The organism is Desulforapulum autotrophicum HRM2, from assembly GCF_000020365.1.
Lineage (GTDB): Bacteria > Desulfobacterota > Desulfobacteria > Desulfobacterales > Desulfobacteraceae > Desulforapulum > Desulforapulum autotrophicum.
The window spans coordinates 225,761-248,558 of sequence record NC_012108.1 but is presented as its reverse complement, the minus strand read 5'-3'; the positions used below and the strand labels follow the sequence as shown (position 1 = coordinate 248,558).

General features: G+C 51.4%; 20 protein-coding genes and 1 pseudogene. 13 read left to right on the top strand and 8 right to left on the bottom strand.

The annotated features are described in order from the left end of the window. Positions 1 to 79 precede the first annotated feature (79 nt). From HRM2_RS26880 to HRM2_RS00970, 6 genes are all read left to right on the top strand, one after another. Positions 80 to 286 (top strand): hypothetical protein, encoded by a 207-nt coding sequence (locus tag HRM2_RS26880; RefSeq protein ID WP_232364161.1) that lies wholly within the window; start codon positions 80 to 82, stop codon positions 284 to 286. Between the two features lie 132 nt (positions 287 to 418). After that, complete coding sequence (locus HRM2_RS00990; protein WP_012662576.1) at positions 419 to 949, top strand: hypothetical protein; 531 nt, start codon at positions 419 to 421, stop codon at positions 947 to 949. 79 nt (positions 950 to 1,028) lie between these two features. Continuing rightward, entirely contained in the window at positions 1,029 to 2,270 is a 1,242-nt protein-coding gene (locus tag HRM2_RS00985; RefSeq protein WP_012662575.1) for an iron-containing alcohol dehydrogenase, read from the top strand. Next, a complete protein-coding gene (locus HRM2_RS00980) occupies positions 2,194 to 3,504 on the top strand; it encodes an iron-containing alcohol dehydrogenase (protein WP_232364267.1) in 1,311 nt (436 codons plus the stop codon). The genes HRM2_RS00985 and HRM2_RS00980 overlap by 77 nt, the downstream gene beginning before the upstream one ends. A 40-nt stretch (positions 3,505 to 3,544) precedes the next feature. Beyond that, positions 3,545 to 5,506: an aldehyde ferredoxin oxidoreductase family protein gene (locus tag HRM2_RS00975; protein WP_012662573.1), complete on the top strand. Its 1,962-nt coding sequence runs from the start codon at positions 3,545 to 3,547 to the stop codon at positions 5,504 to 5,506. Positions 5,507 to 5,684: 178 nt separating this feature from the next. Further along, positions 5,685 to 6,116: a 4Fe-4S binding protein gene (locus HRM2_RS00970; RefSeq protein WP_012662572.1), complete on the top strand. Its 432-nt coding sequence runs from the start codon at positions 5,685 to 5,687 to the stop codon at positions 6,114 to 6,116. A 76-nt stretch (positions 6,117 to 6,192) separates the two neighbouring features. On the opposite strand, the gene nhaR is transcribed toward HRM2_RS00970, so the two are convergent. Beyond that, positions 6,193 to 7,089 (bottom strand): transcriptional activator NhaR, encoded by an 897-nt coding sequence (nhaR, locus tag HRM2_RS00965; protein ID WP_012662571.1) that lies wholly within the window; start codon positions 7,087 to 7,089, stop codon positions 6,193 to 6,195. A 274-nt stretch (positions 7,090 to 7,363) separates the two neighbouring features. Between nhaR and nhaD the strand changes: the two genes are divergently transcribed. Next, positions 7,364 to 8,713 carry a sodium:proton antiporter NhaD gene (gene nhaD, locus HRM2_RS00960; protein WP_232364160.1) on the top strand — a complete coding sequence of 450 codons (1,350 nt, stop codon included), beginning with the start codon at positions 7,364 to 7,366 and terminating at the stop codon, positions 8,711 to 8,713. An 83-nt stretch (positions 8,714 to 8,796) separates the two neighbouring features. On the opposite strand, the gene HRM2_RS00955 is transcribed toward nhaD, so the two are convergent. The 3 genes from HRM2_RS00955 to HRM2_RS00945 are packed head-to-tail and all read right to left on the bottom strand — an operon-like array spanning position 8,797 to position 12,572. Further along, positions 8,797 to 9,903 carry an NADH:flavin oxidoreductase gene (locus HRM2_RS00955; RefSeq protein WP_012662569.1) on the bottom strand — a complete coding sequence of 369 codons (1,107 nt, stop codon included), beginning with the start codon at positions 9,901 to 9,903 and terminating at the stop codon, positions 8,797 to 8,799. A 9-nt stretch (positions 9,904 to 9,912) separates the two neighbouring features. After that, the gene (locus tag HRM2_RS00950) at positions 9,913 to 11,916 is read right to left on the bottom strand and encodes an oxidoreductase (protein ID WP_012662568.1); all 2,004 of its coding nucleotides are present in this window, start codon (positions 11,914 to 11,916) and stop codon (positions 9,913 to 9,915) included. Then, on the bottom strand, positions 11,913 to 12,572 hold the full coding sequence (locus tag HRM2_RS00945) for a TetR/AcrR family transcriptional regulator (protein WP_012662567.1): 660 nt from the start codon (positions 12,570 to 12,572) through the stop codon (positions 11,913 to 11,915). The genes HRM2_RS00950 and HRM2_RS00945 overlap by 4 nt, the downstream gene beginning before the upstream one ends. 55 nt (positions 12,573 to 12,627) lie before the next feature. On the opposite strand from HRM2_RS00945, the gene HRM2_RS00940 reads away from it, so the two are divergent. The 3 genes and pseudogenes from HRM2_RS00940 to HRM2_RS00935 all read left to right on the top strand — a co-directional run bounded on the left by HRM2_RS00940 (position 12,628) and on the right by HRM2_RS00935 (position 14,128). After that, the gene (locus tag HRM2_RS00940; RefSeq protein ID WP_232364159.1) at positions 12,628 to 13,167 is read left to right on the top strand and encodes an 8-oxo-dGTP diphosphatase; all 540 of its coding nucleotides are present in this window, start codon (positions 12,628 to 12,630) and stop codon (positions 13,165 to 13,167) included. Between the two features lie 160 nt (positions 13,168 to 13,327). Then, a pseudogene (locus HRM2_RS28235) lies at positions 13,328 to 13,504 on the top strand (hypothetical protein); the annotation flags it as partial. A 90-nt stretch (positions 13,505 to 13,594) separates the two neighbouring features. Beyond that, positions 13,595 to 14,128, top strand: a complete 534-nt coding sequence (locus HRM2_RS00935; RefSeq protein ID WP_012662564.1) for a TraR/DksA family transcriptional regulator — start codon at positions 13,595 to 13,597, stop codon at positions 14,126 to 14,128. A 124-nt stretch (positions 14,129 to 14,252) separates the two neighbouring features. Here HRM2_RS00935 and HRM2_RS00930 read toward each other — a convergent pair whose 3' ends face one another. The 4 genes from HRM2_RS00930 to HRM2_RS00915 are packed head-to-tail and all read right to left on the bottom strand — an operon-like array spanning position 14,253 to position 19,185. Continuing rightward, positions 14,253 to 14,645 carry a hypothetical protein gene (locus HRM2_RS00930; RefSeq protein WP_012662563.1) on the bottom strand — a complete coding sequence of 131 codons (393 nt, stop codon included), beginning with the start codon at positions 14,643 to 14,645 and terminating at the stop codon, positions 14,253 to 14,255. After that, positions 14,645 to 15,709, bottom strand: a complete 1,065-nt coding sequence (locus HRM2_RS00925; RefSeq protein ID WP_012662562.1) for a hypothetical protein — start codon at positions 15,707 to 15,709, stop codon at positions 14,645 to 14,647. Before HRM2_RS00925 ends, HRM2_RS00930 begins: the two co-directional genes overlap by 1 nt. Then, positions 15,709 to 16,746, bottom strand: a complete 1,038-nt coding sequence (locus tag HRM2_RS00920) for a phosphatidylserine decarboxylase (RefSeq protein ID WP_012662561.1) — start codon at positions 16,744 to 16,746, stop codon at positions 15,709 to 15,711. The genes HRM2_RS00925 and HRM2_RS00920 overlap by 1 nt, the downstream gene beginning before the upstream one ends. A gap of 24 nt (positions 16,747 to 16,770) precedes the next feature. Further along, positions 16,771 to 19,185 (bottom strand): hypothetical protein, encoded by a 2,415-nt coding sequence (locus HRM2_RS00915; RefSeq protein ID WP_012662560.1) that lies wholly within the window; start codon positions 19,183 to 19,185, stop codon positions 16,771 to 16,773. 275 nt (positions 19,186 to 19,460) lie between these two features. Between HRM2_RS00915 and HRM2_RS00905 the strand changes: the two genes are divergently transcribed. The 3 genes from HRM2_RS00905 (at position 19,461) to HRM2_RS00895 (ending at position 22,785) form a co-directional block, all read left to right on the top strand. Further along, positions 19,461 to 20,957, top strand: coding sequence for an alkaline phosphatase (locus HRM2_RS00905; RefSeq protein ID WP_012662559.1), 1,497 nt, complete (start codon positions 19,461 to 19,463; stop codon positions 20,955 to 20,957). 489 nt (positions 20,958 to 21,446) lie between these two features. Continuing rightward, positions 21,447 to 22,598 (top strand): YibE/F family protein, encoded by a 1,152-nt coding sequence (locus HRM2_RS00900; protein WP_012662558.1) that lies wholly within the window; start codon positions 21,447 to 21,449, stop codon positions 22,596 to 22,598. Beyond that, positions 22,585 to 22,785 carry a hypothetical protein gene (locus tag HRM2_RS00895; protein ID WP_041272969.1) on the top strand — a complete coding sequence of 67 codons (201 nt, stop codon included), beginning with the start codon at positions 22,585 to 22,587 and terminating at the stop codon, positions 22,783 to 22,785. The genes HRM2_RS00900 and HRM2_RS00895 overlap by 14 nt, the downstream gene beginning before the upstream one ends. Positions 22,786 to 22,798: the final 13 nt, after the last annotated feature.

Sequence of the window (22,798 nt, the reverse complement as noted above, 5' to 3'; positions counted from 1 at the left end):
TATCAGCCAAATTTTTATAGCACACCGTCATCGCTTTATGTATAAAAAAACACCCCTTCTATTATTTCACTACCTTGGGATGTACGTTTTGATGGGCTATTCTTATCCCTTGGGGCCAATGGCACGGGATTCCGCCATGGCCCTCACCAGGGGAGCCCTGGTTGAAAAGGCCCGGAATGTTCCACCCCTGAAACCAGACACCAACGGCCCCGCACCGGGTGAAGCCATCATTGAAATGGATCGAATCTGGCTCGGGTTGCAAAGAACAGTGTTCCAGCAAAGGTAACATCCATCCTTGTTTTGACTTGACATTGACTGCTTATCTTTTTAACCTCAGTCTGCTACCCGACCAACCAGGCTTTGCCCAGGGCCAAAAAACTGGACCACAACACATATTGGATGGAAACAGGAGGCAGTCATGGAAGATTTTGTTGAAATCAAGCCCGGGGGCGCTCCCCTGAAACGCATCTATCTGAACCTGATGCTCTGGTTTGTGGGAAGGGCCGTCCAGGCGGCATCAAAGGTCGACCCGGCCGTCCGCCAGGAGTTTGACTCCATGCCCATGGGATTCATCTTCAGCCTGGGCGCCTTTCCCAGCGGGCCGTGGATGGTTGTGGAAAAAGACGCAAACGGCCGGGTAAAATATCTGGGACAACGGGTAAAGGACCGGAATATTGATCTTCGCATGACATTAAAAAGCATGGACGCCCTGCTCCTTCTCTTTACCTTCCAGGAGAGCACCCCGGTGTCCAACGCACGGAACCGGCTGTTTGTGGAGGGCGAGGTTCCCCACGCATGTACCGTGGTCAGAATCCTGGATATGGTCCAGGTCTATCTTCTGCCGAAATTCATTGCAAAGCGTGCCATCAAGAGATATCCCCGCTGGTCCCTTAAACGCCACACGCTGGACCGCATCCAGGTTAATATACGCACCCTGATTGGCTGTTAACCCGACGGATTATCAACCGGGCCGGTCGTCTCCAGACGGGTGGCTGACCCGGCCGATTGTTAAAAGGAACCCTGGAAAAATGAACCCATTGAATGCTCAATTTTTATGCCGATCCATGACCAGCTGTGGAAAACATGCCCTGGAGCATCTCCCGTTGGAGCTTGCGGCCCTTGGAGCGAAAAAGCCCCTGGTTATCACCAGCAAATCAATATCTACATCCAAACGTACCACCCATGTGGTCAATGCCTTTAAGGAATCGGGCTTGACCATTGGCATGGTGGATTCCATCACAGCATCCTCCGGGATTGATACCCTGGACGAGCTGACCACCATTTACCAGGACAAGGGGTTTGATGCCATTCTTGCCCTTGGTGGCCCAGGTGTCGCCAATGTGGCAAAGGTCTTGAACATTGCCGTGTCTGAAACAGACGGCAACCTTAGAACCCTTGCCGGGGCCAATAAGCTTACCCGACCGCTGAATCCGTTGTTCTATCTTCCCTCAGGCCCGGGTTCAGGCTTTGAAACCGCCGGCGAAGCCCGGGTGGATTCGTTGAAATTTTCATCCATGTTCCTCATGCCCGACAAGGTGATCATCGACCCCAGACTCATGGCCGCAGACACCCTTTTACCCCTTGCAGCCCAGGCCATGGCAACGCTCGCCTGCTGTGCCGAGGCCCTTTGCACAACGTGCAATCCTTTGGTGCGGGCCTATGCCGCCACGGGCATCACCCTTGTCATAAACAACCTTGAACCGGCCCTTGCCCCGTTGTTCACCCCGGTTGAAACCCGCAGTTTTTTTCCACGGGCCAACCCCCCAAACAGTGAGCTAACAGCCCTTGCAACGGCCGCCGCCATCAGCGGTTATCTCTGGTCCAACTGTCCCGGCCTCATGGCGGTGGAGATGGGCCATGCCCTTGGCAGCCTGTGTCCCACTGCCCCAGGCCTGCTCATGGGGGTCCTCCTGCCCACGGTTATCGAATACCACCATTTGCAGCAGACAGTCGAACCCCATTCCATGGACCGGATTCTGCTGGCCCTGGCAGGGCTTGACTGCTACTGCACAACCCCTGAAGGCCAGCGGTTTGATCTGGCCCTGGCCCGGATCAGGCAGCTGACCAACACCCTGTTTCTCAATTCCAGCGGCGCCATCCCCCGAACCCTTGGGGATACAGACATCGCGCCTGGAAAACTTGAACAACTGGCAGCCCAATGGGCCATGGACCAGGCATCCGGCCAAGGCAGCCATGCCCCAGGGATCATCCTGGCACATGCCCATGCCGGACAACCCATCAAACAAGGAGGCGGCCATGTACCTGCCTGATTACTATGAATTCTGCTGCAGGGTGAAAACCGTTGCCGGGCACCAGGCCCTGGAAACAATACCCGACCTTCTTTCGGACATGGGTGCTCAAAAACCCATGATTGTGACCGACCAGGGGGTGAGCGGCGCAGGCCTTGTGGACACGGTAATGACGGCCATGGCCGGCAAAGTCACCCCGGGTCCGGTGGCCGACGATGTACCCCCGGATTCCGATCTCAGGATGGTCAACGGCCTTGCCTCGGTATACCGGGAAAATGGCTGCGATGCCATTATCGCCGTTGGCGGCGGCTCGGTGCTTGACACGGCCAAGGCCGTCAATATCCTGGTATCCGAAGGGTCCGACGATCTCATGGCCTTTACCGGCGCCAATGCCCTCAAACGAAAACTCAAGCCCCTGATCGCGATTCCCACCACAGCAGGTACAGGTTCCGAGGTGACCATTGTGGCCGTGATTGCAGACCCGGACAAACGCCGAAAAATGCTCTTTACCTCACCGTTTCTTCTTCCAGATGCGGCCGTCATTGATTCAAGGATGACCTTGACCCTTCCCCCCCATATCACGGCTCCCACGGGAATGGATGCCCTGTCCCATGCCGTGGAGGCCTATACCTGCCTTGCAAAGAATCCCCTGAGCGACGCCCATGCCCTGGAGGCAATTGAGCTGATCTCAACCCACCTGGTAAACACCGTCAAAAATCCCGGAGACCGGGACGGCCGCCTGGCCCTGGCAACGGCAGCCACCCTTGCAGGCATTGCCTTTTCCAACTCCATGGTGGGCATGGTTCACACCCTTGGCCACTCGGTGGGCTCAGTTTGCCACGTGCCCCACGGCACCTGCATGGCCATTTTACTGCCCTATGGTCTGGAGTACAATATGCACAAGGTTGAAGACCGCATCGCAGAACTTCTCTTTCCCCTGGCCGGGAGCGAGGTATATGCATCCACCCGCCCCCATGACCGGGCAACGGCAGCCATCTCCCTGATCCGCAAGCTGAACCAGGATCTCTTTGACGCCACCAATGGACGCCATTGTACGGCCTTTAACCAGGTCAAGACCCCCGAGGGTCACCCTGCCGTGTGCAGCCGGGACCTTGAAGCCATTGCCCGGACTGCCCTTGGGGACGGTTCCATTTTTTACAATCCAGAAGAGCTTGATTTTGACGACTGCATGCTGGTGCTGTCCGCAGCCTGGGACGGGACCCCCCTGGACCGTTCAAAGGTGAAACAGGGATAACCGAACCACAGATCAGGTGCCAATCAAGGAGACAACGTCCATGGGAAAAGGGTATATGGGAAAAATTCTGGTTGTGGATCTTTCAACCAGGCAGATACATGAAGAATCAATTCTTCCAAAAATTTATCAGTCCTATCTGTCGGGCATGGGACTTGGGGCGTGGATGCTGTACAACCGCATACCGGCCCACGCCGATCCCCTGGGGCCTGACAATATGCTCGGGTTCATGTCAGGACTGCTCACCGGAACGGGTAGCCTGTTCACCGGCCGCTGGATGGTGGTGGGAAAATCACCCCTGACCGGCGGATGGGGGGAAGCCAATTGCGGGGGCAGTTTTTCACCGGCCATCAAGCGCTGCGGATTTGACGGAATTTTCATCACGGGCCAGAGCAACACGCCCGTCTATCTCCATGTGGACGACCATACCCGGGAAATCAGGGATGCCACCCATCTGTGGGGAAAGGACACGGTGGAAACAGAAAATCATCTTGTTGCGGCCAGTAACCGACCCAACACCCGGGTGGCCTGCATCGGGCCTGCCGGGGAAAACCGCTCGTTGATTTCAGGCCTCTCAACGGACAGGGGCAGAATGGCGGCCCGAAGCGGCCTGGGTGCCGTCATGGGATCCAAGCGCCTCAAAGCCATTGTCCTGGCCGGCACCCGTCGCATCAATGTCCACAACCGCGACGAAATCAAACGCCTCAGTCAGATCTGCAACCGCTGGGTACAATTCCAGCCGCCCTTTGTCACCGGCCCCATGACCGCCGTTGTGGGAGCCCTCATGCGCATACTTCCCACCGTCCTGACCCAGGACGGACTGCTCTACAAAATCCTGCTTCGAAAATGGGGCACCGTATCCATGAATCAAATGTCACCGGAAATGGGAGACGCACCCATCAAAAACTGGAAGGGAACCAGCAGGGACTGGGGCTTTTTCAAAAGCTACTCGTCCAACCCGGATGTTTTCACAAAGAGTGAACAGGTAAAATACCACTGCTACTCCTGCCCCCTTGGGTGTGGCGGCATCTGCCTGACCAACGGTAAATACACTCAGACCCACAAGCCTGAATACGAGACCGTCCTGGCCCTTGGGGGATTGTGCATGAACCAGGATGTGGAGAGTATTTTTTACCTTAACGAACTGTTGAACCGCATGGGTATGGACAGCATCTCAGCGGGTCATACCGTGGCCTTTGCCATGGAATGCTTTGAACGGGGAATCATCACCCTGGCAGATACCGGTGGCCTGGCCCTTGACTGGGGAAGTGCCGAAGCAGTCATCTCGCTGGTGGAAAAAATGTGCTCACGGGAGGGAATCGGCAATCTTCTGGCCGACGGGGTCAAACGTGCAGCTGAAATCCTTGGCAAAGAGGCCCAGGCCTTTGCCGTCCATGCCGGCGGCCAGGAACCGGGCATGCACGATTCCAGGAACGACCCCGGGTTTGCCCTCCACTACAGTGTGGAACCTGCACCGGGCAGGCACACAAACGGTGCCGGACTCTACTATGAGATGTTCCAGCTCTGGAAGGTGGCCAAAGGTCTGCCTAAAATTCCGCCCATGTATTTAAAGTCGAGTAAATACAAAAAAAGCCCCAGGCACGCTGAGACAGGGGCCATCAACAGCAAATTCATGAATGTCATCAACGGGGGGGGAGTGTGCCTGTTCGGTGCCTTTCTCGGGGCAAAGCGCATCCGAATTTTTGACTGGCTGAATGCAGCAACCGGCTGGAACCTGCTGCCCGAAGATTACCTTGAGATCGGGGCAAGGATACAGACCGTGAAGCAGGCCTTCAACGTCCGCCACGGCATCGAGCCAAAATCAAACAGGATCAGCGACAGGGCCCTTGGCATTCCGGCCCAGAAAAGGGGTGCCAACAAGGGCAGAACAGTGGATGTGGATGCCATGATGGCCGATTACTGGGAACAGTTCGGCTGGGACAGGTCAACGGGAAAACCCTCCCCCGAGATGGCAGCAGATGCTGCAGGAAACAGCAACCCATAACCGGCATGATCGGGGCATGGTCTCTGCCCCGGCCACAAGGATATGTGGGTTTATAAAAAAATGCAGCTTCAAATTGTCGACAGCATAGCCCCTGCGGGACGGCATAATACCATTTTCATTATTCGTTGTGTCGGCGAGCCAACATGGCCGTTATAAAAAAAGGGGAAAAGGGGAAAAAATGTCATTCATCATCAATGAAACCTGCATCGGCTGTGGGGCGTGCACGAAAATTTGTCCGTCCGGGGCCATAACAGGGGAAAAACAAGAACTTCACACCATTGACACCGACCTGTGCATCCAGTGCCGGGCCTGCGGAACGGTGTGTCCCACAGGATCCGTGGAGGATAACTTTGGCCGGATCATCCAGCGGGTAAAACCTGGTCAACGGCTGCAACCGATGTTTGACCGCAAAACCTGCATGGCCTGCACCATCTGCGTGGAGGCCTGCCCCACCGGTGCCATCTGCCTGGATGACCCCACGTCAAAGGATCCCCACGCCTACCCTGCCCTGGCCAACGAAAAGCGCTGCATCGGATGCGGATTCTGCGAGAAAGAATGTCCGGTCGGAGCCATCACAATGGCTGCCCCGGTTGAAATCCTGAAGGCATAGATCGTGTTTGAACAAATTTTCAGTCAGACACTATATGTCGATTAAGGTGTCCCCAGATTACCAGATTACAGATTACCTAAAAAATCGAATGCCGGGCAATGTCTGAAATGGCAACCACTGCCGGGTGCTTTAAAATGCGTTCCACGGATATGGCATAAAACCGCTCCTTGATAAAAGGGCAGCGTCCAATGATCCTTACCTGGTACTGGGTCTTTATTTCAGATTCAATCACGGTGGGCGCAACAAAAACACCGTCTCCTGCCTGGCCAAAGACTTTTAAAAGGGCGTTGTCCTCAAATTCCGCAACAATCAAAGGCTGAATGGAAAGACTTTCAAACCATTGATCCAGGGCAGACCGGAGCATGGTCATGGCCATGGGCATAAGCATGGGAACCTTGTCCAGGGAATGGGGAAAGTTTTCCGTTACAGTGTCGGCAATCTCGTCCACTGCAAAAAAAGTAATCCCGCACTGGCCCAGGAAATGGTTGTAGGCCTTGATGCTCAGGTCCGAACGAATGGGGGCGTCGGACAGGACCAGATCCAGCCTATGAATGGCAAGCTCTCCCAGGAGTTTTTCTTCTTTTCCCTCGTGGCAGATCAGATGCACCTTTTTCTCAAGTCCCAGGGCAGGTGCCAGGAGTTTTCTGGCCACTATCTTTGGGATCTGGTCCACAATGCCAACTTTGAGGGAAAGGGGACCGACCACGGGCCGGTTGTGGATCTGATCCATGAGCTCCCGTCCCAGGGGAAAAATCCTATCGGCATATTGGAATACCATCAGGCCAAGATCAGTGGCCTCAAGGGAACGGCCCTGGCGTTTGAACAATTTTCCGCCAAGGGACTGTTCAAGCTTGCCCATCTGGGCACTCACCGTTGACTGGGCAAGGGTAAGTTTCTTGCAGGCAGCGGTAATACTGCCCTCCCGCATGACGATCCAGAAATAAAAAAGATGGTGATAGTTGAGCCATTCCATGGGTTATATTCGTTTTTTCCGAATGGTTTTGACGATATTATCTATTTGACCGAAACAATCCCTGCCATTACTATCGGCCTTCATATGCCTGTCCCCTGATTGTAAATTTTCAGGTAATCCTACCATGAAACAGGTCAAAGGGTCCACGATTTTTCCCAGGTATTGCCCCCTGGGCCCAGGCATAAACCGCCCGATCGGAAATGATGGTAGACCGATTTATAGGGCCTTTAGATAATCCATCAAAAAACACAAGGAAACTCAACCGACCATGATCATGGATCTTACTTCCACCCTGTACGGTTATCTGGGTGTTATCATCTTTGTCGGGGCCTATGCCCTGGTACCCCTGGAAAACAGCATTCACCTGAGAAAAAGCAAGCCGGTTCTGTTTGCCGCAGGCGCCATCTGGCTGCTTGTCTCAATGGCCTATGCCGCCATCGGGGACACTCACACGGCCCATGACGCCATCAAGGAAAGCCTGCTGGAATATGCAGAGCTGTTTTTATTTCTCCTTGCCGCCATGACCTATATCAACGCCATGGAAGAAAGAAACGTTTTCCAGCGGCTCAGATCCTTGCTGGTCTCCAAAGGCTTTTCCCTCAGAAAGATATTCTGGATAACCGGGGGGCTTGCCTTTGTCATCTCTCCTGTGGCAGACAACCTGACCACGGCCCTTTTAATGGGAGCCGTGGCCATGGCCGTTGGCGGTAAAAACAAGCGTTTCATCGCCATTGCCTGCATCAACATCGTTGTTGCCGCCAATGCCGGCGGGGCCTTTTCTCCCTTTGGCGATATCACCACCCTCATGGTATGGCAGAAAGGCAAAATCGCGTTTACCGAATTTTTTGCCATCCTCGTACCTTCCGTGGTCAACTGGCTGGTACCGGCCCTGATCATGGGTATGTTTGTGGACAAGGGTGTGCCCGCTCCCCTGAAGCAGGATGTAACCATGAAGTACGGGGCCTGGACCATCATGGGACTCTTCCTTGCCACCATTGTGACGGCCGTGTCCTTTCATAATTTTTTCCACCTCCCCCCTGCCGCTGGCATGATGTTCGGGCTGAGCTTTCTGGGGCTCTTCTCCTACCATATCAAACGCCATGAGAACCGATCGCTCAAGTATGACGGGATTCTCGGGGTCAGGGACAAAGACTGCAACGGAAACGGAAACAGCGATTTTTCGCCCTTTGATATCATGAAAAAAATCTCCAGGGCCGAATGGGATACCCTGCTGTTCTTTTACGGGGTGATCCTCTGTGTGGGCGGGCTCTCCCAGTTTGGTTACCTGGCAAAAGTCTCTGAATTTATGTACACGGACCTTGGCGCCACCTGGGCCAATGTGCTGGTGGGGGTACTGTCAGCCATTGTGGACAATATCCCGGTCATGTATGCGGTTTTAACCATGGATCCCACCATGCCCCACGGCCAGTGGCTCCTTGTGACCCTGACGGCCGGAACCGGCGGAAGTATGCTTGCCATAGGCTCTGCTGCAGGTGTGGCCCTCATGGGAACCGCCCGGGGAGTCTATACCTTTGGCGCCCATCTGAAATGGACCCCGGTGATTGCCCTTGGATACGGGGCAAGCATTCTGTGCCACCTGGTGATCAACCGAGCCCTGATGTAAAAAAATGGTGCAGGGATGACACTAGATGACCCTTTGCTGAACTTGAGCAGCAAAGGGTCATCAACGCTCCCAGGTTCAAGGGATTATCCTTTTTTCCGTTCCCGCTCGTCCACCACGCAATGGACGCCCTTGCCGGCCATGGCAGGCCTGAAGCAGAGATTGTCTGACAGGCAGGTTGCAGGCCGGATGTCACCGGATTTCCACCGGTTGACAAGGCCAGGTTCCCGGATCAACGGCCGGCACATGGAAAGATAGTCTGCTCTTTTCGTCGCCACAAGTTCCTGGGCAACTTCAAGGGATCGAATCCCCCCCACCAGGATCAGGGGAATGTTGATGGCACCCTTGACGGCTGCGGCCTCTTGCCTGAAATAGGCCTCCTTGTCAGGTGAATTGATACCCACCCGGCTGGGGGAAAGTTTTCCGCCGGTGAGCATTCCACCGCTGAGCTCAATGGCGTCCATGCCGTTGTCGGCAAGCTGTTTGCACACCCAGACGGTATCCTCAAGGGCCAGTCCATTTTCCTGGAAATCCTGGCAGTTAATCTTGATCAGCACGGGAAAATCATCACCCACGGCCCTGCGGATCGCCTTCAGGATCTCCATGTGAATCCTGGACCGATTTTCAATGGTGCCACCGTATGCATCGGTGCGGCGGTTAAATTCAGGGGAAAGAAATTGACTTAACAGGTAGCCATGGGCCGAATGAAGCTGAACCCCGTCAAACCCTGATTTTCTGGCCCTTAAAGCACCATCGGCAAAGGCCTGCACAAGGTCACTGATATCGCCCAGGGTCAGTTCATGGCGGGGCGTTTTTCCAAGGCCCTCGTACACGGACGGCACACAGGGAGCCATGTTGGACAATTTTTCTGCGGCAAAATTACCGGCATGGGCAAGCTGGACAACGATCTTGCCCCCTGCCCTGTGCACGGCGTCGGTCATGGTTTTGAGCCCGTCGATGTGATCGTCGGAATAAATGCCCAGCTGCCAGGGTCCGGCCTGGCCCTGGACAACCACATTGGCGTGGCCCGTAATGATGAGGCCCACACCCCCCAGGGCAAGGTCTTCCATGGTTTTAACCAGCCGGGGCGTAACAGATCCGTCGTCTGCTGCCATGCCCTCCCAGGTGGCCGACCGGACAAAACGGTTGGCCAGGGTCATTGTATTGATGGTGGTTGTTTCAAAAGCAAACATCTTTCCCCCTTAAATAGCCGTAGCCGCCTCAAATCCCTGGTGAACCGCGTCAAACGCCATGCCGATCTGCCGTGCATCCCCGATAATGGCAAAGGGTATACCCGTCTCCTTAATCACAGGGGCAAGTTCGGCTTTGGATCTGGCCCCTGCCGCAACAACCACCGTGTCGGCTTCAATGGTTTCAATGCCCTGGGCTGTTTCAATCCTGACGCAAGTGGCCGTGATCTCAAGGGCTCGGGCTCCTGTTCTTGATTCTATGCCGAACCGCCCCAGATCCTGGAGCATGGTCCATTTGGTGCTCTTTCCAAAATCCTTACCCACCTTGTCAAGCATCTCAAGAATGGTGATCTTTTTGGTTCCCCGGATGCACATTTCAGCAAGATCCTCGGCGGGTTCAGCCTTATTGATCAAAAGAAATTTCAAGGCTTCAGGGGAAAGGGTTCCCTTTTCAGCCAGAAAAAGGGCGGTTTCAACACCCACGGCACCGCCGCCAATCACCACCACCCGTTGTCCGGCATGGGCCTTTTTCAACAGAAGATCCCAGGCATCAATCACATGGCTGAGCTCAATTCCGGGGATGGGCGGGGTCATGGGCAATGCTCCCGTTGCAAGAATGATATGATCCGGAGCAATCGCCTCAATCAGGGCCTTGTCCACGGTCGTATTAAGATGAACATCAATGTCACGGATTTCCACCTGGACGGCAAGATCCCGGGCAAGGGCGGCAAATTCTTCCCTTCCCGGAGGGGCAGCAGCAAGGTAAAGCTGGCCCCCGAGCCGGTCTAAGCCGTCATAGAGGGCCACGGCATGGCCCCGGTCACAGGCCGTGATGGCGGCGTTCATACCTGCGGCCCCCCCGCCGATAACCATCACCTTTTTAGCGGTCCCGGTTCGATCGACAGTATGGGTCAGCTCATGGCCAGCCCTGGGGTTGCACAGACACTCCACATGTTTGAGCTTGAACAGGTTGTCAAAACAGCCCTGGGCACAGGCAATGCAGTGGATGATCTGGTTCTCCCTGCCCTCTTTCACCTTCATGGGCAGCATGGGGTCTGCAATCAGGCTCCGGCCCATGGCCACCATGTCGCACATGCCGTCGCTGATAGCCTCCCTTGCCGTTTCAGAATCATTGATGCGGTGGCTTGAAATCACAGGCACATTAACCACCTCCTTGATGCCCCGGGCGAGGTAGGCAAAGGTTCCCCTGGGCACCTGGGCCGTGATCTGGGGAATCCGGGCCTCGTGCCAGCCCACATTGATACACAGGGCATCCACTCCTGCCTGGTCAACCAGGGCCTTTGCATACGCCTGGAGTTCTTTTCTTCCCTGGCCCTGGGGCATGAAATCGTTGCCGTTCATGCGCACGATTATGGGATAGTCCGGTCCCACCTCGGCCCTGATGGCCGCCATGACCTCAAGGCCGAACCGCATGCGATTATTGAGGCTTCCCCCATATTCATCCTCCCGTTTATTGGTCAACGGTGAGAGAAATTCGCTGATCAGATAGCCTGTGCCGCTCAAGATCTCCACGGCATCAAACCCTGCGGCCTTTACACGGCCGGCAGCCGCAGCAAAACTTGCAACGATCTCCTTGATCTCGTTGATTTCCAGGGTCTTTGGCATTTCCCGGGTGAGGTTGGAGGCAATGGCAGAAGGTGCCACGGGCTGTTTTCCATCAATAAAAAACGAAAAGTTGTAACGGCCGGCATGGTTGAGCTGACAGCAGGATCCGGCACCGTTTTCCTTGATGGTGGTGGCCAGACGCTTCAACCCGGGGAGATACGCGTCCCTGTGGGCGCCGATGTTCAGGGTGGATCCTGACCGGTCATCCACGGTTGCATACCCCACGCAAATCATACCGGCCCCGCCTGCTGCCCTTTCCTTGTAAAATGCGACAAGCTGGTCTGTTACCTGGTAATCTTCAGCCATGCCAAGGTGCATGGCCGGCATGTAAATTCGGTTCTTGATTTCAAGGTGGTTGATCTTGATGGGTGTCAGCAGGGGATCTCTCATTTTGTTCTCCTTGGATGTAAGACATTGTCTTTGTCAGCCGTTGCCGTGGTAAGATTAGACCTGGAGAGAATGATGGCCCGTATCTGCTCCAGGGAATCGGTCATGTAATAGTCCTGTTTGGTCACCTTGGCGAGCATGCTTCCCCCTTCGATCAGGGCCAGGATAATGTTGGCCATGGCATCAGGATCGGTGTGATCCTGTATGGTTCCCTGTTCGATCCCCATGGCCGCAATGGAAGCGATCCGCTGCTTGAGGCGCTCAATGGCCTCAACCGTGAGGCGGCAGAGGGCCTCGTGGGTGTCATCGGCCTCCGTGGCCGTATTCAGGATGGGGCATCCGCCATAGTCAATGATCTGGCGATAACGTTTGCCATAGGCCCTTGGAAGGGCCAGGAGCATTTCCACGGGCGAAGTTTCTTTGTCCATCTCCCTGAACAGTGAGTTGACCAGCTTGTCCACATTGTACTGGAATACGCACACGGCAACCTCATCCTTGTCCTTGAAGTTGCCGTAGATGCTACCCTTGGTCAGGCCCGTTGCCCGGGTAAGGTCGGACAGGGAGGTGCCCGAAACCCCCTTTTTATTAAAAACAGGCGCTGCCTTTTCAATGATGAACTGCCTTGTCTGGCGGGCCTTGCTCGTATCTTTAGATTTCATGATTTGATCAAATACCAATCGGTATATTTTATGTCAAGGACAATTTAAGCCCTTGATGAAAATCCCAGATTGGCTTAAAACCTTTTCCATGGAAACCATAAGAAGCGTTAAAGAAATCAACTGGGAAGAGTGGGTGCCGGGTGTCCGGGCCGTTATTGTCTACATTCACCAGAACAACCAGGTGCTGTTGATCCACAAAAAAAGAGGACTTGGAGCTGGCAAGGTCAATGCACCCGGGGGCCACATTGAAGCAGGCGAGACCCCGGAACAGGCCGCCGTCAGGGAATGCCAGGAAGAGGTGGGGCTCACCCCAAAGGGACTTGAACTCAGGGGCAAGCTGTACTTTCAGTTTCTGGACGGCCTTCGCATGGAGGGATTTGTGTATACGGCAACAGCCTTTACCGGTGACATGATCGAGACGGACGAGGCCGACCCCTTCTGGTGCCATGTGGACAAAATGCCCCTGAACCGCATGTGGGAGGATGATTTTTACTGGCTTCCCCAGGTGCTGCGGGGCAAGCAGATGGACGGCCGCTTCATCTTTGACAATGACACCATGGTGAGCCTGGATGTGGCCATCCGGGACCCGGAATAGTGCAAAGTTCCTGATTCAGTAAACGCTCCAGACAGTCCGTCCAGGTTTATTCCCCAAAACCTTTGGTGAATTTGTCCCTGAACCATGTGAACATGGTGTTTAAAAAGGGAGGGTTCGTTTCGATTCTGGGCCCAGCAGATGGAGAGAAACAACGCTTTTACGGATCATTGCCGGGCTCGATCATCCCAACGCCGGATCGATCCGGCTGAGCGGTCGGGATGTGACCCGGGAACCGGTGGCCAAACGACGGCTGGAAATCGTGTTCCAACCCCAGAGATGGTTGACTCATGGGATCAAAGACCCATTAAATCTTAATCCTGCCGTAATAATATCCTAATTCATACCAGATAAATTATCATCCATAAATCGCTGAAGGAACGGGTTAACCGTTTTCGATCTTCAGCCAACAGACAACTGGAGGTGACTTATGCTGTGTGAAAAGGTGGAACATTATACCCCTTCTGACAAAGAGGTCTACATGAACCAAAGGCAACTGCAGTATTTCAGGGAACGTCTACTCATGGAACTTGAAGATCTGAACATGGTAACAGCCCATCACAGGGCAGGGGTGCAGAGTATTGGGACATCGGATCCCGGTGATTTAAGCTTCTTTGAGACCAAGATGGCCATGCAGCTAACTAAACTGAACCATTACCACAAGAAACTCAAACAGGTTATGCTGGCCCTGGAACGTATTGATGAGGGAAATTTCGGGTATTGTCTCCTCTCCGGCAACAGAATCGGCTTAAACAGGTTGGAAGTATTGCCCTGGGCAACTCTTGCTGTAGAGACCCAGGAAATGCTCGAGCGCTCACCACACCCAACTCCCTGTCCGGATTATAGATTCAATTTCTCCAACCAATACAATGGGTTGTCGGCCGCTGAAATATGTATCAAAAATTTCAGCTACGAAAAAAACAAAACCATTCTGTCCGGGGACATCGGAACAACTTGCGTATAACCAGCACGGCCGGAGCGAGGTGTGGTTCCCGGCCACAACGAATGATGAAGCGCATCTGTTGCAATGCTTTGGTGGGCGAGAGACACTCCCCTATAGCTGAAACGTATAGTTCATGGGGGAGTGACTATCCTGACAATTTGGTGCGCCATAATTTTTGCAACTGACCGACCAGGATGACAATCAGGATCATAATCAAAATAAACCACACCTGTTTTGAATGGGACTGTCGTCCGGCCCAGGCGGCATAAAGATAAGGAAGCGTACTTGACACAAAGGTAACGACGCTCCATTTTAAAACGGTTCTAAACGCCTGGTTTTTTTCTCCCATTGAAGCAATCAGACGGCTCCAGCCAATGATGTAGGTCGGCACAGTCACCGTATCCAGAAATAAAAATATCCAAGGGTTGATACCATATGCCCGGAGTACATTAAAGCCCACCAGAAATTTAAAAACGGCATATGTCCAGAGAAATGCCATGGCAGGGATGCATGTTTTTGAACCAAGGGGCAGATTCATCAGATCTTGCCTTTTTCAACATGGAATAAAATTTGTGCACCGGTAACAGAACTTCTCCCGGTATAAAGAAAGGTCAGAACCCAGATAACCTCCACAAAAATCATCACCCAGGGGGACCTGAGTTCTCTAAAGCCTGCTTCAATGTGAACCAGGGTTTCCCGGGCCGGAGAGAAAAAAAGGAGAACGACCAGGATATAGGCCAGGGAACCTGCCGCCATGACCTGATAGGGAGTAATCTTGAAACAGCCCCTGAAATCCGCCCGAAAAAATTCAGAGAGGATTCTCCAAACCTGTGTCACCACCATGGTTTCCATGAGGGCTGCGGCAAAATAGCCGTTCATGTACAACCATGTTCCCACAAGGGCTGCCGTGGAATAAAGAATCGCAGTGATGATCTGGATCGGAATGACTTTTTCCCCTTCCAATCCAGAGGCATAGGCTATTTTTTTTGTTTTACCGAAAAAAACCAGATAAAAATGACCGAACAGCTTTTGCACCCAGGGGCGGCATTGATCGACGGGTTTTCCATAGCAGCAGCCGAAACTGATGCATGCCAGGCGGCCAAGCCCTTCGCCATATGCATAGGCGATACACATTGCCGACAAAATAACGGTGACATTCAGATTAAACCCATCTGTCCGGCCTGGGACCAGGCCGGGAATCAAGTTGATCAGGAATATCAGCCATGGAGCCACAAGGGACCCGGCAAATACCGCCCCCCCCACAGTCAAGGTGCCACTCTTTTTTTCCACAATTTTCGCAATGATTTTCGCCGCAGGCATACACACCCCAAGCAGTGCAAGGATGAAAATGCAAATTCCCTGAACAGGGATGCCGGCAGAAACGGTCAGTAAAAGGAAGATGACCACGGCAAAGGTATAGGCATTGGCGCTGAAAAGACCATAATAGGTCAGATTCAACCCCCTCCATCTACCGTTCTCATCCTTTTCCAGGGGAAGGGTCGCCAATATTTGCCATTTCTCCCGGGGAAGGATTTTACCTCCCCAGGCAATGGTCAAAAAGATTAAAACAGCTGTAATACCGATAAAAATAATCTGGTCCATTAAATCGCCCTTCCTATTGTTTCCCTTACGTTAAGATCGGTTTCCACCAAAGGCCTTCCAAAGCCTTGGGCAAAACGGCTTTTGACATCTGTTCTGTTCTGGTTTTCCAAAAGGTCACTGGAAAATCGAATCCTGTTTTTTTCAAATATCAGCACAGTTGTGGAACTGCCCGGGGCAAACAGGCTTTTGGGCTGTCCTTTCTCAATAAAATCACCCTTTTTCAAGGGTAGGGGAGACGCATAGCCATGGGCACTGTAGCATTGATCTATTCTGCCGATCATCAACGCCACAATTTCCACCATGGCCACCCGTCCCACCCCGGTTCCCTTGTCCACATCCGTGTCAATAACCGTTACGCACCGTCTGTTTTTGGAAAAAGGAGTGACGGACTGCACCACGGCATTGGGGTTGCAGGAATGGTAGAGGCCGTCAATTTCGTAGGTGTCTGCAACCCTGCCTGAAACCGGTGAATGATTGTAATGGTATTTGTCGGGTGTCAGCCGGAAAACGGCATAATCGCCCTGGGAAAAAGCCTTTAACCATTTAAGCTTATCCGATCCGATCAACTCGTTATAGGAGAAAAAAGTCTCCTTGATAAACACCATTTTCTGGGCGGAAAAAGAACCGGTCAATATCCTTGAATCCGCCGGGGAGACCACAGCGGATGGAGAGCCTTGGAGAGGTCTGCACTCCCAGTAACGGATCTTACGTTCAAATATTTTTCGATGGGTGTCAAGGGCTTCGATTCGGCCCCAGATTTCATCCGGGTTGATTTTCAGATCGTTGAGAATTCGTTCAATGGGAGGATTTTTGTCCGCCAATCCCAGGTTGGACAGAAAAAAACGCCAACAATCAAGATCATAATTTAGAAAGCCCAGCAATGAAGATGTGCGTTTTGACACAAACTGATTAAAGAGAAAAGGCGCATTTTCCCGAATACGGGAATAAAGGAGGGAAATAATTGGATCACCCACAAGACGTTCGGTCTCGATGGATGCGGTTTTTCTTCGAATATACTGGTGGGTGGAAAGTTTCATTTCAGCCTGTCTTAAATCTTAGATTTAGATGTTGCCAAATGCTCTGGTTTCTTTGTTCACATGGAGAATAATCAGAAACAGCATTTTTTTTGCCGATTCAGGAGGGAGTCGATCTTCAAAAAAAAGCTGTTTAACCTCTGCTATAAACGAATTGAGCGGCTGTTCCCCGAGAATGTCTCCCATGGCCTTTCCGTGGCCGGATTGATTGAAGCCTGCCCAAAAATCCATCTGCCGGAGTTCCTGCTCAAGAACAACAAATCCCTCTTTGATCTGTTTTTTTCTCAGCCCGTCAATATAATAACCCTCGGCTTTTTTATTAAAGACCTCGCCCTTGAATTCCATGGGATTTTTTTTCTTGTCTGCTTTAAGTATCCCCTGGGTGAGTCGTCCACCGGCTGAAAAAACCTCCGGATAAAGAATCCTTGATTCAAGGTCCTGAAGCATCCCTTTTACCGACGCGCCCTGGATGAGTTCCTGTCCATCTTTTTTCAACATTTGAATAAGGGCTTTCTTATAATCAATCAACCGGATGCGCGTATATCCGGGATACCTTTTACTCGCCCTGGTTTTTGTTATTTTTGAAACAATCTGTCCCAGGAATAGGTTTTTCATTCGGGTTTTGACATAACAGGTGGGTAAATTGATTGCCGTGCAGAAAAAAATCTGCCGTCGCTCACTTTCAACATCCGGAGTGTCTGGAATTGTGGAATGGGTTACCTCTCCGGTAAAGATATAGTAGTAGGCCAAAACCGTTATCAGATTTTGCAGATCCAAGGCACCGGCCATATCCGACATCAGGTTTTCAAAGATGCTGAAATACCGGTGCTCAAATCCGCTGTATCCCATTTCAGAGTATTGCCTGTTTCTGACAAGCTGATACATGGGCATTTGTTCATCAAAAACTCCCATCTGGGCCAGATCTTTTTTTAATTGTTCTCCATTGCCCTGAATTCCGCTCAGGGCGGGGCTCTGGTCCGTACTCATGAGGGAAGCAAAATAGTCAATCAGTCTGGCATCTGGAATACAATCGCCCTTAAGCCCAAAGCTGCGACCGATCATCCGATCCAGCCATACCGGTCCGAAGGGGGTGACTGCACGGCCCAGGATGTTGATATCGGCCTTGCGTTTCCACCGTCTCCAGATCATTCGAAGGTGGGTATAATCGACCTCGTGGGGTAAAAAGCCCAGGACCTTTTCCGGATGAAAATCCTCAAAATCAAGCCGCAGTGGCGAAGCGCTGTAGGTGCCGGGGAAAAGACAGAGAAAATGCTCTGTAATTTTTATGACAAGGTCTCCCAGGTGCTTTTCATGGAACGCTGAAAAACCCGAGGCAGGATCCTTTAACAAACGCCCGAGCTTAAGACTTCCCATGCTGATATGGGTGCCGTTGTTGGCAAGACTGATGTTGGAATTGCTGGGCAGCACCACCAGGTTTGACGTGATGATACCTGCCTCCTTGAGCTTTGATATTGCATTGATCTGACTTCTGGAGAGAACCTTATGACACAGCTTCATGTAATCATGCTTTTCCTGGCCCCTGGCCCACCCCGACAAACAGGGGCTCATGAAAAGGGATCGATAAAAAGCGTCTGAAATGCTGTCGTTGAGTTTTTTCTGCATTAATGGCGGTGAGGAAGAAAAGAAAATCCGAATCTGCTGACCATGCTCCTTCAGGCAAAAGGTGTCTTGGGCATAGGCGACCAGAATCTGGGTAAACAAAAACCGGATCAGGGTCTCCTTGGCCATTTCACAGCCAACGGAGTCTGAACCATTGGTTCGTACCGGGTAAAAGGAAAAAATTTCAGGAGAGGTGTTGTCATTTAAAAAATGAGCCATCATTTTTTCACCGGTAATTCGCACCATGGGATGACAGGTTTTATCCGAGCCGATATCCGAGCCAATGGCATTTGCAAGGGCAAGCTTCAATACATAGCTGACGGGAATACGAATAAATTCCTCGTCATCTTTCATGAACGTAAAATCTGCGGCATCGGATCGATTCCCAGAATCCGGTATTGTCTTGTCCGATTTAAGGTCTGCATTAAAGATATGATTTGCAAAGGTATTGAGGGTACGTCTCGGGAACCGGACCCAGCTGTTTTCCCAGACGTCATCAGTCTTCTGATTCAGGTAACGTTCAAGGCCAAGCTTTTTTTTCCGGGACATATCCCCGGAGGCAGCCCTTCGAACGATGTTTTTATAGTAGTTGGATTCTTCGATGGTGATGGCAAGATCCAGATCCTTCCTCTTTCCAAGAACCACGGCCTGGAATTCGTTTTCCGTACCGGCAGTGACATCCCTTGCTGAAAAGGGTAATGATGCGGCAAATGCATCGGTTGACCCGGTATCTATTTCCATCGTTTCCAGAAGATAGCCAAGGTCCCGACGAGGATCTGAACTGCCGACCATGTTGTCAACAAGTTTTAATTGAGCTGTCATTTTATGAACTAACCTCTTCCTTTTTTTAAGGTGATTGATCCGACAGCCCAACTATCCCATGGAAATATTTTTAAAATATTATCCGGGTGCTAAATCTTTGTTTGATTTGATGGAAAGGTTTAATCTCGACCAAGGTTCTAACCTGAATATGTTCAAGCTCAAATCCGATCCTAATATGTTCTGGGTACTATCCAAGATCCAAGATACTATCGAACAAATGCTTCAGGGAAAGCTGGCGATAGTATCCAAAACATCATAAGAGAAGGAGATTAATAATGCAAAAAATCGTTTTAATTAACCGGAACAAATACTATTTTGCCGTGGTCTTGATCTTATCCTGCCTGCTGTTTGTAAAAATATCCTTTGCAGATACATCAAATCATTATACGGGAAAACCGGCTAAATATGTCTTTTTCCTGGTGGGAGACGGACTTGGTATTCCCCAGAGAATGGCAACCCAGGCCTATCTTGGGAAAAAACTGCTTATGGACACCTTTCCCGCCCAGGGAATTACCACCACCCATGCCAATAACCGCTTTATCACCGGTTCTGCCGCATCGGCCACAGCCCTTGCCACAGGGGTAAAAACCAATATCAATTATATCGGGGTGGATGCAGAGTTGAAAAAATTGTCCACCATTGCGGAAATGGCAAAGCAGAGGGGGAAAAAGGTCGGCATCATCTCAAGCGTGTCCATTGACCATGCAACGCCTGCTGCATTTTATAGCCATGTGAAGCATCGGAAAATGGCCCACGAGATAGACGTGGCCCTTGCCGAAAGCGGGTTTGACTTTTTCGGCGGTGGAGGTTTAATGGACCCGACCGGAAATAAATCTGAACAACCCCTGGGAGATGCCTTAAAAATGGCAAGGGAAAACGGCTATACCATTATTGACAACAAAGATAATTTTCTCGGCCTGAATAAGAGCAGCGGTAAAATCATCGCCTATAATGAATGGCTCCAGGACGGCGGTGCCCTGCCATATGCCATGGATATGGGTGAGAAGGACATCACTCTTGCCCAGTTTACTCAGAAAGCTGTGGAGCTTATAGACAACCCAAACGGTTTTTTTCTCATGGTAGAGGGCGGCAAAATTGACTGGGCCTGCCATGCCAACGATGCCACAGCCTCTATCACCAATAATATTGCCTTTGACAACGCAGTACAGGTTGCCTTTGATTTTTATCAAACCCATAAACAAGAGACCCTTATTGTGATCACCGGCGATCACGAGTGCGGCGGTTTGACCCTTGGATTTTCCGGCACCCAATACGCCTCTCACTTTGACGTCCTGAAAAACCAAAAAGTATCCTTCCAGAAATTTTCCGATGACATGGTCAAAACATATAAAGCTCAAAGCGGTGCCTCACCTGACTTTGACTCCTTTCAACCCTTCATTGAAAAATATTTCGGCCTGAAATTTTCCCCGGTCCAGGGATCCGACATCATGGCTGTCAAGCCCCATGAACTTGAAAAAATCAAAACAGCCTTCCACATGACCATGTCAGGGACAAAAGAAAGTCTCAATAAACCGGACAATTATATTCTTTACGGTGGATATGATCCATTGACGGTTACCCTGACCCATATCATGAGCCAGAAAGCAGGACTTGGATGGACCTCGTACAAGCACACCGGCGTTCCGGTCAGCACATCCGCCATCGGGGTCGGATCTAATCTGTTTAACGGTGCCTATGACAACACCGATATTGCAAAAAAGATCATGTCGGTCATGGGTATTGATTTTAAAAAACAGATTGCCGGAATTTAGCGCCGTTAATTTAAAATTCATGGTTCTTTTACGACAGCCGATATCCGCACTTTTTGTGGATATCGGCTGCATAATTATTTTATATGAAACGCATGTCGAAACATCATTGTGAAAGTCTCGACTTTCGAGCCCTCTTTGGTTTCCCTGATCGGAACATTGTAAGCCAAAGGGGATAGGATTTTTGCCCTTCCAGGCGTTAAGAAGCGCAGGCTGTTTGAGGACTTTAGCCCGCAGTTCCTGCGCTTTAGTCTGGAAGGGCAGAAATCCCCCCGACGTTTACCGTTCCGGTCAGGGTAACCAAAGGGGGCGGAATGGTACTATCGCCTGCCCTGTATCATCGTGTTTCATATTTCGTTGTGTCCGCTAGGACATGTGGGTTATAAGAAACTCCCCCGAAGCATCACCAATGGCGGAGTTTCAAATTTCGTTGTGGCCAGAGCAGATCCCATGCTCCGGCCATGCCGGTTATAGAAAAAAGGGCGACAAATCATGTTTAACAAACTTGGCTTTAAAGAAAATATCCCAATTTTACTCATCCTGATGATTATCTGCACTATTTTGTCGTTTCTTCCCAACCCTTATTACAAAACGGGTGAAAAAGCGATTCGATGCAAAGGAAAAATCATGGATGCAGACAATTCAGATATTCTTCAATACGGAATGGTTAAAAAAGGGACCCAAACCGTTGTTCTTCAATTGATTTCAGGAAAATTCAAGGGCAGAACGCTTAAAGCCGGTAACCAGCTCATGGGGCAGATGGACAGGGACAAGCTGTTCAAAAAAGGAGATACTGCCCTTGTAGTCCTGTCCCTGGATGAAAATCAAAATATTGTATTTGTCAACCCCCAGGCCCATTACCGCATCAACAGCCTGATTTTTTTATTTGCGATTTTTACAGCCGGTCTGATCCTTTTCGGCGGCTGGACCGGGGCCCGTTCGTTTTTTTCTTTTATCATTTCAGCCTTGATCATCTGGAAACTGCTTATCCCGGCTTTCTTAAACGGCTATCCGCCTGTCAGTACCGCATTTGCAGTTATTATCCTGCTCTGTTCAATCATTATTTTCCTGGTCGCCGGCGTCAATACAAAAGGTTTTGCTGCTTTTGCCGGCGCAATCCTGGGAGTTCTGACATCCTGCTTTCTCTCCCTTTATTTTACCCCGGAATTAAACCTTCACGGTGCGATCATGCCGTTTGCCGAGACACTTCTATATTCCGGCTACGGTCATCTGGATATGACCGGCGTTTTCATTGCAGGTATTTTTATCTGCGCTTCGGGTGCGGTCATGGACCTTGCCATGGATGTTGCCGCCAGCATGGATGAGCTGATCAAAAAAAAACCAACTTTAGGTAGAAAAGACCTGTTTTTTTCTGGCCTCCGGATTTCCAGAACGGTTGTAGGCACCATGACGACCACGCTTTTGTTTGCCTATTCCGGCGGTTACGTAACCCTTTTAATGGCGTTTATGGCCCAGGGAGTACCTGTCCTCAGCATGTTCAACCTGATTTATGTAGCTGCTGAAATCATGAAGACCCTTATCGGCAGTATCGGACTTGTCATGGTGGGTCCGTTCACCGCACTGGTAGGTTCTTTTGTCCTGACACCGTCTGCGGTCCGGAAAAGAATCAATGCTTCTCAATAACCCCCATCTCGTCCTGAATAAGAGCTGCGGTAAAATCATCGCCTATAAGCGCACCCTGGGTGGGCCTGGTGGCCAGGAGTCTGAGCAGGGTGCTTTTACCACGGCCGGAAGGCTCCACAAAAACGATGGGTCAGGGATAAGTAAATTTCTCGGTGGGACGTTCGATTCGGATGGGTGCGCCATGTAAACAATCTTGGTGC